Genomic DNA, 14,369 nt, shown 5'->3' on the forward strand with positions numbered 1-14,369 from the left:
TACTAGATATAATTATGATATGATAGAAAGGAAAATTCAATTTAAAGACGGAGGACAATAGATAATGAACGAACAAGAACAGCATATTGACCAGTTTCTTACTTCGTCCAACTATCATCAGTTATCTGCTAATCAGCAAAAACATGCACAAGATATTTTGACTCGTTTTAATAAACAGATGGCAAATGATCAGCATTTGACCGATACTACTTGGACACCAGAAGCAGTAAAGTCGGTCATGGTCGGGGAATTTATCGCTGATCCAGCATTAACTAATCAATTTGGGATTGCGGTAGTACCAGTTTTGCGTGCTTACCAGGAGTTTTTGAAGGTTGACAATCTTGCGAAGATTGTTAAGGCAATGGAAGAGCAACGGACAAACATGAATGAATGTCGGAAGGCTCATAAAACGTGGGCACAATTACACGGCAAGGAAGATGACGTTGTAGATGGTACTCAAAAACCAGCCAAAGCTGCGGCGACTAAAAAAGAAATTACTTGGACGCCAGAAAGGTTCAAGGATTTATTAGCTGATATTCAAAAAGCAATTGCAACAGCACCACAATTTAGCGATCTTGACTTAGACAATGTTGAATTGCTATATGTTATCCAAGAATTTCTAGAATTGATGGTTCAAGAGTGTGGCGAATACCCTGGTCATTGGACTTTTAGTAATTTACAACGTGTTCTTGGGATGATGATGCCATTAGATCCGCATATTTCGATTAAGCAAATTCATAATATTGTACCAAGTGCGCAGGCTTTGTTTGAATATATGAAACAAAATGATTATATTGATATGGAACAATATAAGCTAGGCTTGAAGTCAATTGCAAATATGCAACCATCTGAGGATATGTTAGCATCATTAAATCGTGATGAACGAGAAACACAGTTAGTGTTATCATTCATCAATAGTAACGGCATTGATACGGATGATGCTGATGTTGCCGAAGCATGGATGGACGAACATAAGCAAGAAGTAGCAGACTTTATGCGGGGATTATTGAATCCATGGGGCGAATATGAGCGAAAACGGTTGCTCAAGCGTCAACGTGAAATGCAACAAAAACAACAAGTGGTAGCTAAACCACAAATGGATCCACAATTGAAGCGTAAAAAGAAGTCGCTTCAAGGAATTAAGTTCAGTAAAAAAGCACGTCGTAAAATTCGTCGTCATTAATAATTTATCGAGGAGGAATCCATGATGAGTGTTGAAATTCCAGAAAATATGGAAGAAGTAGCGATGCAGCTTGCCCAGCATCAAGTTCGTGGTGAACAAGCTGATGAGACAACTGTTATTCAAAATGCTGTTCGGGATATTCTCCAAGCATTTTTTGATGAAGCGCTTGAAGGACATTATGATGATGTTAATTGGCAGGGTGATGACTTAGTAGTTACTGACTTTATGGGAAAAGAAGTTGGACGCATCCATCCCCAAGCAAGTACATTCATTGATGACTTTAAGGCTGATGCTGATACATTGATTGAACGATTAGAAGATGAGACAACGACAATCGTTGGCGGACGATAAAAAAGATGAGGCAGGAAATTCCTGACCCCATCTTTTTTATTTAAAGACGATGTTTTACTTCGTATGGTTTCGACTTTGCATGTTCTGCTGGTAATGCATCCTTTGCATAAAAGATAGCATATTCTTTGTCATTAGGACCCTTGGCAATTACTAAGTCATCATTATGACGTTCGCGTTTGAAAATTTGTCCCTTTCGTACTGCTTCATTGTAGTCATGAATATTGGCAACTGAATCGCCAGGATTAAAGAAAATTCTTGTTTCCATATGTAACATCCTCCTTATGCTCGACTAGGCAAATCAACTTGGGCCTTGGCTAAAATATGTCCCTTAGCTGCGTGGATAAAATCATTAAGCCAATAACCATTTTCTAATGGTAATAAGTCATCCAATGCGAAGACCATTAACGTATAGTCGTGAGTTTTGTCTGGCGGCTGCGGACCAACATAGCCGCTAGTAATTTGCGGGTTGCCGTTAACGAGCGCTCCTGCATTACTATTATTGCCTTGGACAAATTTATTCGCTAATTGTCGACTGGCATTTGCTGGAATATCAGTTAATGATGCTGGGATATTTGCGGCTAGCCAGTGAATCCATGTAAAGCCGCATACAGGAGTTGAATCATAGTCAATAAAGACAATGGCAAATGTTTTAGTTTCTTTAGGTGCATCAGTAATTTGAATTGGAAATGACTTGATCGGATGATCAGCAAGCATATCCGCGGCAGGAGCATACTTACCATATTCATCTGCTAGCATTCCATTAACTAGTGGTACTGAGATTTGCATAAAAATCCCTCCTCTTAAATAATTATAATCTAGCTTAATCTAAATACAATTCTTGTAACTTTTTAATTTCAGCAGGGGTAATTTCAAGGTAGTTAGAAAGATAACGGTTAATAGTGCCATAATTTTTCTTAATATTAGTGATGGCTGTATTTAAATAGTCAGGAGAAACCGAAGCAAGAGCGGCACGATTGGTCACTAGCTCTTCGCTTGCTCCGTTATTCCGCATCTCTTGTAACCACTGATTGCGAAATTCTTGGGTAACCACATTAGTTAATAAGTAGTCTTCCATAATAATCTTTTCTTGTACGCCTAACGCACTGAGGATTAAGTAGGAAGCCATTCCTGTGCGATCCTTGCCAGCCGTGCAATGGAAAAGCAACGCTCCGTCATCATTGCTTAAAAGGAGTTTAAACAGTTTTTGATAAGCTCGCTTTGCAGAGTCAATCGTGGTCATTCGGTGGTATACATCAATCATGTGCCGGTAGCCATTACCCGGTTGTTGCATTTGAGCTGCAATTTCTTCATCGCTGTGTGAGGCGTCTGTTTCATCCGAAGCAAAAACTGGCAAGTGATAGTATGTAGCGCTTGTGGGAACTTGGTCAGGGGCCTTTTTTACTTCATCTGGTGCCCGTAAGTCAACATCAATTGTAACGGGAATTGATGTTAAAACTTTTAAATCCTGTTTGTCCAATTGCGCTAATGACCCCGTTCGGATAATTCGCCGCCACTTGATTGTATGTCCATCCGCAGTTGGATAACCGCCCAAGTCACGAAAATTATATCCTTTTTTAATCGGTAGTAATCGTTGGTTAGCCATAGAGACTCCTCCTCACGTTATTTCTAACCTTATTGTACACTGGATTTCAGTAAAAGCGGTTGTAAAACTTTAGCAAGCTGGTGTCCACTGGTGATGGCGCCGCTTTGATCAGGGTGCAGGCCATCGGTAAAGCTTTGACACCACCCAGCAGTTTCAATCAGTGAACAACCTCGGGCTTGCGCAATTTGACGAATTTCGGTAGCAAAGGTTTGACTAAAGGGAATCATGATTGCAATTGGGGTATTAGCAAAAGTTAGTTGGACTTGCTGAATAAATAGATCGTAGGCTGCAATAAATTGGTTAGCCGAAAAGCGGCGATCATTAACACCAAGGTTGATGACTGTCAAGTTTGGTTGATTAATGGACCAGCTTGTTTTTTCATCGATTCGGGGTAAAAACTTATCTGCGGTCGGAACACCACCGGTTGCTAACCGCATCACCCCGCCTGCCGAGTAAGCAATGCGGACACTATCAACATCTAATAGGTCGGCACAAATTGCTGCATAGTTAGATTCCGGTCGGTAATCAAAAGATGGAGAATTACCCGCAACCCAGCACCCGGCAGTAATTGAGTCACCAATAAAATTGATTACTGGTCTGGTTGCTGCTTTGCTAATAATCCCCTTGTCAACTTTAAGTGCTGTGATGGCAAAGCCTTCATCACCTGTCCAGACTTGGTCAGCATCTGCATTGCCGGCAGTCATGATTTCGATTGTATGGGGATGGGGCGTTAATTGAATTTTCAGTAATTTCTTATCAGCACAATAGCGTTTCCATGATTTTCCATCAATTCGGACAGCAAAGATTTGACTTGGCGATAAGAAGTTTTGATTTGCTAGAACCTGAATATATAATTTCGCTGCTTCATCTGTTTGGAAGCGAAGGTAGCTCCCAAGGTTAGTAGTATAAAGGACTGGTGTATTATTAAGGCTTTTAACGTACCACCGGCCGGTACGAGTTGCAATTTTAATTAATTCATTAGGCAAATATTCTTTCATTTTGTACCTCCATCTTATTAATAACTAGTGTATCATTTTGTAAATTTATAGCTAACCCCCTCTTTTTTAGGAAACGCTTTCTTTGCGGTCATTATTTATTTGTAAGCGCTTGTTGACGAACAACTAAAATAGTAGTAAATTATATTTAGTAAAAGTTTACTAATGTTTGTTTGATGTATGGAGGTTATTCTGATGGATAAGCAACAATTTTTAGCTGAATATCAAGATGTTTTTAAGGAACCAGGCAAAGACGTATTTTTCTCACCTGGTCGAATCAATGTAATCGGCGAACATACCGACTATAACGGCGGGCATGTATTCCCGTGTGCTATTAGCATCGGTACTTATGGGGTATACGGTCCACGGGAAGATACGACCGTTGCTATTTATTCGGCAAACTCAGCTAAGGAAGAAGACAGTAAGATTATCACCTTTGATATCAACGATGAAAAACCACAAAGCGCAAAAGACGAAAAGTGGGTTAACTACTTTAAGGGGATGTTGGTTTATTTAAAGCAACGTGGTTTTAAGATTGACCATGGTTTCAACCTTTATATTCACGGATTCCTCCCATATGGGTCAGGGCTTTCATCATCAGCATCGATCGAAATGCTAATGGGTAACTTATTAAAAGATGAATTTAACCTTGATATTGATGAGATTGAATTAGTTAAGCTCGGACAGAAAACAGAAAATGATTTTGTGGGCTTAAATTCTGGAATTATGGACCAGTTTGCTGTTGGGATGGGTAAGGAAAATAATGCAATCTATCTTGACTGCAATACGTTGGAATATAAGTATTTACCACTTGAACTTGGCGATTATGAAATCGTGATTATGAGTACTAATAAGAATCACTCATTGGCAGGTTCAAAGTATAATGAACGGGTTCAAGAATGTGAGGAAGCAGTTAAGCGCCTTGATAAGGAACTCAACATTGATAAGTTAGGTGAATTAGATCTTGCTACCTTTGACCAATATACTTACCTTATTAATGACGATACGTTGATCCGCCGAGCTCGGCATGCCGTTAGTGAAAACGAACGGACAAAGAAAGCCATTGATGCAATGGAAAAAGGTGACTTAGAAGAATTAGGCCGGTTAATCAATGCTTCTCATGTATCGCTTAAGTACGATTATGAAGTGACTGGTAAAGAGCTTGATACCTTAGCAGAAAATGCGTGGAACCAACCTGGCTGTCTTGGTGCGCGGATGGTCGGTGGCGGTTTTGCCGGTAGCGCCATTGCAATTGTTAAGAAGTCAGCTGCTGATGAATTCAAGAAGAATGTTGGTAAAATTTACCGTGAAAAAATTGGCTACGACGCTAGCTTCTATGATGCAGAAGTTGTTGATGGACCACATAAGCTATAAGCAGACGAACTAACAATAATATGAAGTTAGTGGGGGAATGAGAAAATGAAGTTAATGGAGAAATTTGTTGACCAAGTAATTGCTAGCGGGACCTATGAACCACTAGATCGAATTTATGTCTTAAACAAAGTTCGAGGCTTTGTCGGCGATGAAGATGTTGTTGCCAAGGATGATAAACCACTTGTTAGCCAGTTAGTCGACCTTGCCGTTGACCGTGGCAAAATTGAAGATGGGCAAACAGCTCGAGAAATCTTAAATGACCAATTATATGATTTAATGACGCCTACGCCATCAGTTGTTAATCATAAGTTTTGGGAAAAATATCAGCAATCACCATCAACGGCAACAGACTGGTTTTATCATCTTTGTACCAGCAATGATTACGTTAAGGTAGCAGCAATTAAGAAAAATGTTGTCTTTGATAAACCGACTAAATATGGCAACCTTGAAATCACGATTAATCTTTCGAAGCCGGAAAAAGATCCCAAGGCAATTGCAGCAGCTGCTCATGATACAGCAAAGAAATATCCTCAATGTGCTCTATGCATGGAAAATGAAGGATACAAAGGACGACTCGGTCAGGCTGCGCGGAGCAATCACCGAATTATTCGAATGACTGTTGGCGGTCAACAATGGGGCTTCCAATATTCTCCATATGCTTACTTCCACGAACACTGTATTTTTCTTGACAGCAAACATGAACCAATGAAAATCAACCGGCAAACCCTTATTAATCTAGTTGAAATTGAAAAACAACTACCGGCTTACTTTGTTGGAAGTAATGCTGACTTGCCAATTGTCGGCGGCTCAATGCTTGCTCATGAACACTACCAAGGCGGAAAACACATTTTTCCAATGATGAAAGCTTCAATTAAGGAGCCGCTCACATTTGCAGATTATCCGGCAGTTGAAGCGGGAATAGTAAATTGGCCAATGAGTGATATTCGCCTTACTAGTGCGGACACTGAACAGTTAATTGACCTTGGTACTCATATTATTAAGGTTTGGGATCAGTATAGTGATGAAAGCCTTGATATCAAGGCATATGATGGTAATACTCGTCACCACACTGTTACGCCGATTATGCATCGCGAGGGTGATAAGTTTGTCCTTGATCTTGTATTGCGGGATAATAATACTAATGATAAGTATCCGTTGGGAATTTTCCACCCTCATGAAAAATTATGGCATATTAAGAAAGAAAATATTGGCTTGATTGAAGTAATGGGACGCGCAATTTTACCAGCACGGCTTAAAGATGAATTAAATGAAGTTAAGAAATTCTGGCTAGGTGCAGAAAATAAAATTGCTGATAGTCATCTTACATGGGCAAAGGAAGTTCAAGCAAAGACGGACATTACTACAGAAAATGTTAATGAAGTAATGGAACAAGAAATTGCTAATATTTTTGCAAATGTTTTGGAAAATGCAGGTGTCTTTAAAGATAATGCTGCCGGCAACGATGGTTGGCAACGATTCGTTGATGCTTTAAAATAGTTTTATCTTAATTAATAAGAAAGGGGCGCGGAGGCAGAATGGCAGTAACATTACACGATATCGCGGATAAAGCAGGTGTCTCAATTGCGACTGTATCGCGAATTTTAAATAACGATGTGACGCTTTCCGTGAATGAAAAAACACGTCAACGAGTGCTGGCTACTGCTGAAGAGTTCAACTATACCAAGCACAAACGGGCGCGCAATAACCAAGTTCAACGGGTAGCAGTCGTTCAATGGTATTCCCTTACGCAAGAATTAGATGACCTATATTACATGGCAATTCGGATGGGAATCGAGCGGGCAGCCCAGCAGCGTGGTCTTCAAACAGTTCCAATCTATCAGAACAATATGGAAGAAATTCCTCGTGATGTTACGGGCATCATCGCGATTGGAAAATTTAGCAATTCTCAAGTACAAGCATTAAGGCTAGTTACTTCCAATATCGTCTTCGTTGATTACGATAGTCTTGCTGCTGGATATGACTGTTTGGTTCCAGATTTTGAAAATGCGGTTCGTTCTGTAATTTCTGAGTTTCTAGACGAGGGAATTAATGATATTGGAATGTTAGCAGGAACAGAAAAGACAACTGATCAGCAAATTGTTCCCGACCTACGCCGCTTTTATTTTGAAAGCACCTTGCGCCAACAAAACCTTTATCATCCAGAATTTATATTTGCTGGCAACTACACCTCGATGTCAGGATATACAGCGATGAAAAAGGCGATTGAGACGTTAGGAAATCGTTTGCCACACGGTATCTTCATTGCTAATGATCCGATGGCGGTGGGAGCATTGAAGGCAATTCAAGAAGCTAAGATTAATGTTCCCCACCGAGTAGCGTTAATTAGTTTTAATGACACGGCAATTGTTAAGTATGTTTATCCTAGTATGTCAGCAGTTCATGTTGCAACAGATGAAATGGCACATGCAGCGGTTGATATGATGGTTAAACGGCTGCAAAATCCTAATAACGACCCATGTAAGACGGTCGTGGGTACCCATTTGATTAAACGCCAAACAACACGTTAAAAAAGAAGCGATTTAACTTGTGAAAAACGAGTTAGGTCGCTTCTTATTTTTTAATCCTTTTTTGATACCAGCGATAGGCTAAGTAAAGACAACCTACTGCCATAATAACAATTGCTACAGTTGTGTATTCATCAAAAATGATTACAATTTTATTCCATGACTTACCAACTAGCGCACCGAGAGTTACTAAAATTGTATTCCAAATAGCGCTTCCGATGATTGTAAGAAGACAAAATTTCCCTAATGGAGTTTGCGCAATCCCCGCAGGAATCGAGATTAAACTCCGAATAACGGGGATGCAACGACCATATAGAATTCCTCCAGATCCATGACGATTAAACCAATCGACGGCTTTTTGCGCATCATCTTGATGAAAACCTAATGTCTTAAACAAACGATGATCAAGTAAGCGTTCAAGTCGCGGAACAGTTAATTGCCGACCGATCATATATAAAATCAAAGCCCCGGCTAGGGAACCGATTGTAGCAGCAATAATTACGCCAACTATCGATAAAGAAGTCGTTGTTGTCATAAAGCCACTCATCGTTAAGATAATTTCAGAAGGAAGTGGTGGGAAAACATTTTCAAGGGCGATTAAAAACGCAATCGCAAGGTAACCAAATTGGTTAATAAAATCCGTTATCCAAGCGTCCATAAATTACTCCTGTTCAATTAAATAGTCTTTAATAAAGATATCATATTGGTATTGCTAGCAGGAATTTTCAGCATTTTCTTTAGTTAAAATTACAAAATTGAAGTGAATGAAACGCCAGGCTATGACACTAAGCGTTCGGCTTTACTTAAATTAAATCTTAAAATTTGCTAAAAAGTGATTAAAAATGTGCTAAAGTATAATAAGACTACATAAGGAGATTGATGTAAAGTGAAGCGATATCGTTTTGGGCGCCTTAGTATGGGCTGGCAGATTATGATTGGGCTAGCTCTTGGTATTATTTGTGGAGTAATTTTTTATAAGAATAATAGCGCCATCACAGTTATGCAGAGCTTAGGAACAATCTTTATCCGGCTGATCCAGATGATCGTAATGCCAATTGTTGTTTCTTGCTTGACTGTTGGGATTGCCAATATTGGTGATATTCGAAAACTTGGCCGAATTGGTGGGAAGACCTTAATTTACTTTGAGGTATTAACAACCATCGCCTTAATCTTAGGAATTGTCATGGCCAATGTAACTCATCCAGGATCATTTATTGATATTCATAAACTACATGCGACAGATATTTCGCAATACATGTCGACAGCAAAGACTGCCCAGCATGATAGTGGCTTTTGGCCATTGATTTTATCTATTATCCCGACGAATATTTTTAAGGCAATGGCGGATGGCGATATGATGCCAGTTATCCTATTTTCCGTTCTTTTTGGGTTGGGAATTGCCGCTGTTGGCGAAAAAGGTAAGATTTTAATCGATGTCTTAAATGCTGTTTCAGAAGTAATGTTTAAGGTTACTAACTGGGTAATGAAGTTTGCCCCAATTGGAGTATTTGGTTTGATTGGGATGACGATTGCCGAAATGGGAATCAGTGCGTTATTACCATTGGGATTATTTATCTTAATTGCTTATGTGACAATGTTTATTTTTATTGTTGTTGTTCTAGGCATAACGGCCCATCTTTTCCACTTGCGTTATTGGAAAACTATGCGGGCCATTCTTGATGAAATCATGTTAGCATTTACGACGGCTAGTTCGGAAGTAACCTTGCCACGGCTGATGAAGAAGACCCATGATATGGGGGTTGAAAAAGGAATCACTGCTTTTGTTATTCCGACTGGGTATACCTTTAACCTTGACGGATCTGCTATTTATCAATCCTTAGCAGCTATTTTCTTGGCGCAGGCATACGGCTTACACCTTAGTATTGCGCATCAAATTACCTTGTTAATCGTATTAATGATAACAAGTAAGGGGATGGCTGGTGTTCCTGGGGCTTCATTTGTTGTTCTACTTGCTAGTGTATCAACAATTGGTGTTCCAATGGCTGGCCTGACCTTTATTGCTGGAATTGATCGTTTTGTCGATATGGGACGGACTGCAGTTAACGTAGTTGGTAACTCAATCGCTACGCTTGTTATTGGTGAATCAGAAGGTGCGCTTGATCGTGAGAAATATAACGCATACTTAGATAACTATGGTAAAGAAGATACATCAACAGCACCTGATACCAAACCAGAAACAGACTAAAAATTAAAAGAAGCTAGAAGGGATCTTGCTTAGGAGCAATTGATCTATTCTAGCTTCTTTCATAATATTTTTATTCGATTGTCTTATTTACTTCTTGTGGCGCGGTAAGTTTAACGCCGCGATGATCAACACTGGTACTGAAAACAATTTGTGTACTAGTCTTGCCAAAACGTTGTTGAATTGTATTAATGAAGTCATCTAAGTCGGTCGTAGAGGGGAAAACAACTTCCATGATTTCAGAGTAATCACCGGTCACACAATTACATTCAATTACATTTGGAATTTGTTGAATATAAGGATAAAATTCTTGTTTTTGACGTGGTTCAAGTTGGACCTGAATAAAAGCCTTTACGTGAAAATCAATCTTTTCCATATTAACACTTGTATGATAGCCGGTAATAATTCCGCTCCGTTCAAGTTTGTTAATTCGCGCCGCAATTGCTGGTGATGAAATAAAGCATTCTTTAGATAACTCTTTCAGAGAAGCACGGGCGTTTTTTTGGAGGAGGTTGATAATCTTCCGGTCGATTTTGTCCATATGATGCGGCCTCACTTTCAAAAATTAAAGATATATTGGATATATTAAGGGTACTCTAATTAAAGATTAATGTATAGTGTAAATTTCATAAAATTATGTATTTATTGAAAACTTGGTGAAAGTATGTATTATTACGGTTTCATATACTTCCTGCCACAAAAAAATGGTATAATTTAAGTAAATATATACTTGCTGTTTGAATGGAGGTTCAAACTTATGGATCAAGAATATCAAAATATCTTAGTACCAGTTGATGGTTCCAAAGAATCAGAATACGCCCTACACCGTGCCATTGCGATTGCAAAGCGGAATGGTGCGCATGTAGACATCTTAAATGTTATCGATACTCGGGCAATGGCCTATAACTTTGCTGGTATGTCAGATGGAAGCATCGCATATCAATTGGTTGACAAGTCAAAGCAGTACCTTGATGAATTATTAAAGGATGCCAAAGACAAGGATAATTTTGATAACCTTGACATCCACATTCGTCTAGGCAACCCAAAGACGATTATTTCCTTTGACTTCCCTCGTGACCACCACAACGACATGATTATTATTGGTGCCAGTGGATTATCACGGATGCAGCGAGCAGTGATGGGTTCTGTTACGTCATACGTAAAGCGTAACGCACCTGTTGATGTTTTGGTTGTACGGACAGACGTTGATGTAGTTAAATAATTAATTAGGAAAGGTGCGTGACAGAAGTTATTTATGACTTCATTTTACGCCCTCCAAGCATAAAGAGAGCTCTGGTATTCGGATTTTCCAAACACTAGAGCTCTTTTAATATTCATTTAAGCTAATAAAAACAAGTTATCAATTGCTTACAACATAAATTAAAAAGGGAGGAACCGCGTGATGAGCAGTTCCTCCCTTTTTGACATAGAAAGATATTTAATTATTTTTTAGTAACTTCCATAACAATGTCTTTAGAGGTTACCTTATCGCCAGCATTCTTCAATAACTTAATATCAAAGTCTTTGCTGTTAGTGACAGTTACCATAACGGTATCATCTAAGCCAGCTTTCTTAATTGCTGGATCCCAGAATTCCATTAATTCGTCACCCTTGTCAAAGTGTTGATCTTTATCGAAGTAACTAATAAATCCAGTACCACGAAGCTTAACGGTATCAATACCAACGTGGATTAATAACATGATACCATTGTCAGATTCAAGTCCAACTGCATGACGAGTAGAGAATGTTGCTCTTACTGTACCGCTGAATGGGGCGATAACCTTACCATCAGAAGGGGTAATAGCAAATCCCTTACCCATGTTACCAGAAGCGAAGTTTTCGTCATTAACATCTTTTAAGTCAACAAGGGTACCAGCAACTGGTGATGTGATTTCTGTAACCCCTGGTTGTGGGGCAGGCACAGTTTTAGCAGTATCGTTGTCTTTGTTAAATTGGTTCCCCCAAGTTTGTTCCAATTTAGCAACAATTTTAGCATGTGACTTTTCATCCAATTTAACTTTAAGGACAAAGATAATAATACCAATAATGATTAAAGCGATCGGGATTAAGAACATGTAAATCTTAAATATATTTACACCATGTGCTGTAACAGTAGCGGCAGTTGCACCACCGGTCATACCAGCAGCAACAGTGGCCATAACAACAACCCCGTTAGCAACGGCACCACCAAATTTATCAAGTAATGGACGAATTGATAAGGTAAGTGATTCATCACGGTGGCCCAATTTAAGTTGTCCATATTCAACTGAGTCGGTAATAGTCATTAAAACAACTAAGAAGATAATTGGTTGTGGAATAAAGAATAATTCAGCCCCAAGTAAAACAAGAGCTAATGACTTACCAGCAAAAGCAAAGATCAAGGCACCAAGGACTTCAATTGAAGCCGCACCATAGAATAACTTATGACGACCAATTTTTCCGGAGAATAGTGGGAAAGCAAAAACTGAAATAACACCAACAATAGTGTTTAGCCCACCAAGAATTGAAAACGCCTTAGCATCACCTAAAATGTAAGTAAAGTAGTAAAGCTCAAAACTGTTTAGTAAAGTTTGTCCGGTTGTGAAGAATAGGTAGGACATAGCGATAGCTAAAAGTTGATCATTCTTAATTAAAATATGAAGAATATCTTTAAGCTTAGTCTCTTCTTTATTTTCACGAAGTAATGATTTTTGTTCGTGAGTAAACATCCCAACGCCAATTGCAGTAATAGCAGAAATGGCAGCGACAATGGCAGCAAAGATAAACCAACCACGATCATCACCGGTACCACCATTTTGGTTAATTGAGAAGAATAGTACCATTGGCATAATAACGAAACCGATGATTTGCCCACCGATTGTTGAACCAACCCGAGCAAATGTTGCTATTTTATCACGTTCGTGTGAGTCAAATGACATTGCAGGAACCATTGACCAGAAACCAACATCATTGAAGGAATAGAATACATCCATAATGATATAAATAATAGCAAATACAACCAAGTAAAGAATCGGGTTACTTGTGTTTAGTCCTCCTAACGGCGTAAATAAGGCTGCAAGTAAGACGGCTGAAATAATACCACCGCCAACAACCCATGGCTTAAATTTACCCCATCTAGTGTTAGTTCGGTCAATTGCATTCCCAATTAATGGGTCAATTAACAGTTCAACAATCCGTAAAATCATGATGATTGCACCAACATATCCAACCATCCGATTATCGAAAGCTTTGTCACTAGTAGTAAACAGATGACCAGTGACATACATCATAAAGTAGGTAGAAAGTAATGCAAAGAAAGCATCATGTCCAAACGCACCTAGTGAATATGCTAAGCGAGAACGAACAACATGAGATTCTTTCTTTGAATTCTCAATTTTCGCATCCATGTTAACTCTCCTTTTCTACAACAAACTAAAATATCTTACAGCCATATAGTAAGCGTTTTCATAGAAAAAGTCAATGTAATTTTAGTAAAGTTTTACGAAAAAGAGATAAGTTATGAATAATTTTATTTTTTAAAAGCTAATGCAAGTACCTCTGCCTGCGCACTTTCTAATTGGTCGGCGTTTAAATTAATATATTTATTTACAAGCCGTTCATCTACGTTAAGGTCAGTTACCAAAAAGTCATGGATAGCTGTAATGTTAGTGTTAGCATGGCGTAAATGTAAAATAGTCATAGTAACTGCTAATTGTGCAACCTTTGCTGCTGAAAGGGTGGCAGGAGCTGTTTCAACTACGCCTTGATAATAACCAGTCATAAATACTTTATTCATTTATAATCACCTCTAGGCTAATCAAAACATGTTTTATGTTAGTTGTGAAGTAAAAAGAAAAACGACCTCATCCAAAACTGAACAAGGTCGCCATGGTAGCTTGTATGAATAAAACTCTGAAATGTCTCTTATCCATGATTAAGCACCATGAAAAATACCACTATCGGTACACGGACTCAATGGTCCCTGTGAAGGTATAATCACCTCACAATTTTAATATACCACTAATTCTCGATTTTGGAATAAGAACCGGGTTGGTTTAGCATACTCTTCTTTTCTAAATATTTTTCTTGACTAATCGTAGGAATAAGGGGCTGTGACATAAGTTTCCTATATAGTTAATGCTACAGCGCAGTACAC

General features: G+C 38.8%; 15 protein-coding genes and 1 pseudogene. 8 read left to right on the top strand and 8 right to left on the bottom strand.

Annotated elements, in window-relative coordinates; translation table 11 throughout:
• Positions 1-64: 64 nt before the first annotated feature.
• Together DTK66_RS00310 and DTK66_RS00315 are read left to right on the top strand one after the other, a co-directional pair.
• Positions 65-1,183 carry a hypothetical protein gene (locus tag DTK66_RS00310; RefSeq protein WP_191667407.1) on the top strand — a complete coding sequence of 373 codons (1,119 nt, stop codon included), beginning with the start codon at positions 65-67 and terminating at the stop codon, positions 1,181-1,183.
• Between the two features lie 24 nt (positions 1,184-1,207).
• The gene (locus tag DTK66_RS00315) at positions 1,208-1,534 is read left to right on the top strand and encodes a hypothetical protein (protein ID WP_153930860.1); all 327 of its coding nucleotides are present in this window, start codon (positions 1,208-1,210) and stop codon (positions 1,532-1,534) included.
• Between the two features lie 40 nt (positions 1,535-1,574).
• Here DTK66_RS00315 and DTK66_RS00320 read toward each other — a convergent pair whose 3' ends face one another.
• From DTK66_RS00320 to DTK66_RS00335, 4 genes are read right to left on the bottom strand one after another with little or no spacing between them, the layout of a single operon-like run.
• The gene (locus tag DTK66_RS00320; RefSeq protein WP_191667408.1) at positions 1,575-1,799 is read right to left on the bottom strand and encodes a hypothetical protein; all 225 of its coding nucleotides are present in this window, start codon (positions 1,797-1,799) and stop codon (positions 1,575-1,577) included.
• A gap of 14 nt (positions 1,800-1,813) precedes the next feature.
• On the bottom strand, positions 1,814-2,320 hold the full coding sequence (locus tag DTK66_RS00325; protein WP_153931095.1) for a YbhB/YbcL family Raf kinase inhibitor-like protein: 507 nt from the start codon (positions 2,318-2,320) through the stop codon (positions 1,814-1,816).
• A gap of 34 nt (positions 2,321-2,354) precedes the next feature.
• Positions 2,355-3,137, bottom strand: coding sequence for a tyrosine-protein phosphatase (locus tag DTK66_RS00330; RefSeq protein WP_191667409.1), 783 nt, complete (start codon positions 3,135-3,137; stop codon positions 2,355-2,357).
• A 29-nt stretch (positions 3,138-3,166) separates the two neighbouring features.
• Positions 3,167-4,135, bottom strand: a complete 969-nt coding sequence (locus DTK66_RS00335) for an SGNH/GDSL hydrolase family protein (RefSeq protein ID WP_191667410.1) — start codon at positions 4,133-4,135, stop codon at positions 3,167-3,169.
• A 192-nt stretch (positions 4,136-4,327) separates the two neighbouring features.
• Between DTK66_RS00335 and DTK66_RS00340 the strand changes: the two genes are divergently transcribed.
• The 3 genes from DTK66_RS00340 to DTK66_RS00350 are packed head-to-tail and all read left to right on the top strand — an operon-like array spanning position 4,328 to position 8,034.
• Positions 4,328-5,506 (top strand): galactokinase, encoded by a 1,179-nt coding sequence (locus DTK66_RS00340; protein WP_153931098.1) that lies wholly within the window; start codon positions 4,328-4,330, stop codon positions 5,504-5,506.
• Between the two features lie 45 nt (positions 5,507-5,551).
• Entirely contained in the window at positions 5,552-7,003 is a 1,452-nt protein-coding gene (locus tag DTK66_RS00345) for a UDP-glucose--hexose-1-phosphate uridylyltransferase (RefSeq protein WP_153931099.1), read from the top strand.
• A 38-nt stretch (positions 7,004-7,041) separates the two neighbouring features.
• Entirely contained in the window at positions 7,042-8,034 is a 993-nt protein-coding gene (locus DTK66_RS00350) for a LacI family DNA-binding transcriptional regulator (RefSeq protein ID WP_191667411.1), read from the top strand.
• A gap of 43 nt (positions 8,035-8,077) precedes the next feature.
• On the opposite strand, the gene DTK66_RS00355 is transcribed toward DTK66_RS00350, so the two are convergent.
• Positions 8,078-8,689 carry a DedA family protein gene (locus tag DTK66_RS00355; RefSeq protein ID WP_153931101.1) on the bottom strand — a complete coding sequence of 204 codons (612 nt, stop codon included), beginning with the start codon at positions 8,687-8,689 and terminating at the stop codon, positions 8,078-8,080.
• Between the two features lie 228 nt (positions 8,690-8,917).
• Here DTK66_RS00355 and DTK66_RS00360 point away from each other — a divergent pair, with 228 nt between their 5' ends.
• Positions 8,918-10,237, top strand: coding sequence for a cation:dicarboxylate symporter family transporter (locus DTK66_RS00360; RefSeq protein WP_191667412.1), 1,320 nt, complete (start codon positions 8,918-8,920; stop codon positions 10,235-10,237).
• A gap of 70 nt (positions 10,238-10,307) precedes the next feature.
• Here the strand turns inward: DTK66_RS00360 and DTK66_RS00365 are convergent, their stop codons facing one another.
• Positions 10,308-10,775, bottom strand: a complete 468-nt coding sequence (locus DTK66_RS00365; protein WP_153931102.1) for an Lrp/AsnC family transcriptional regulator — start codon at positions 10,773-10,775, stop codon at positions 10,308-10,310.
• Positions 10,776-10,991: 216 nt separating this feature from the next.
• On the opposite strand from DTK66_RS00365, the gene DTK66_RS00370 reads away from it, so the two are divergent.
• On the top strand, positions 10,992-11,456 hold the full coding sequence (locus tag DTK66_RS00370; RefSeq protein WP_153931103.1) for a universal stress protein: 465 nt from the start codon (positions 10,992-10,994) through the stop codon (positions 11,454-11,456).
• Between the two features lie 220 nt (positions 11,457-11,676).
• On the opposite strand, the gene DTK66_RS00375 is transcribed toward DTK66_RS00370, so the two are convergent.
• The gene (locus DTK66_RS00375; RefSeq protein WP_153931104.1) at positions 11,677-13,620 is read right to left on the bottom strand and encodes a sugar MFS transporter; all 1,944 of its coding nucleotides are present in this window, start codon (positions 13,618-13,620) and stop codon (positions 11,677-11,679) included.
• Between the two features lie 122 nt (positions 13,621-13,742).
• Complete coding sequence (locus DTK66_RS00380; protein WP_153931105.1) at positions 13,743-14,009, bottom strand: hypothetical protein; 267 nt, start codon at positions 14,007-14,009, stop codon at positions 13,743-13,745.
• Positions 14,010-14,062: 53 nt separating this feature from the next.
• Between DTK66_RS00380 and DTK66_RS11185 the strand changes: the two are divergent.
• Positions 14,063-14,209 (top strand): annotated as a pseudogene (locus DTK66_RS11185) (IS110 family transposase); the annotation flags it as partial.
• Positions 14,210-14,369: the final 160 nt, after the last annotated feature.

It is taken from the genome of Limosilactobacillus walteri (assembly GCF_014830205.1).
GTDB classification, from domain to species: domain Bacteria; phylum Bacillota; class Bacilli; order Lactobacillales; family Lactobacillaceae; genus Limosilactobacillus; species Limosilactobacillus walteri.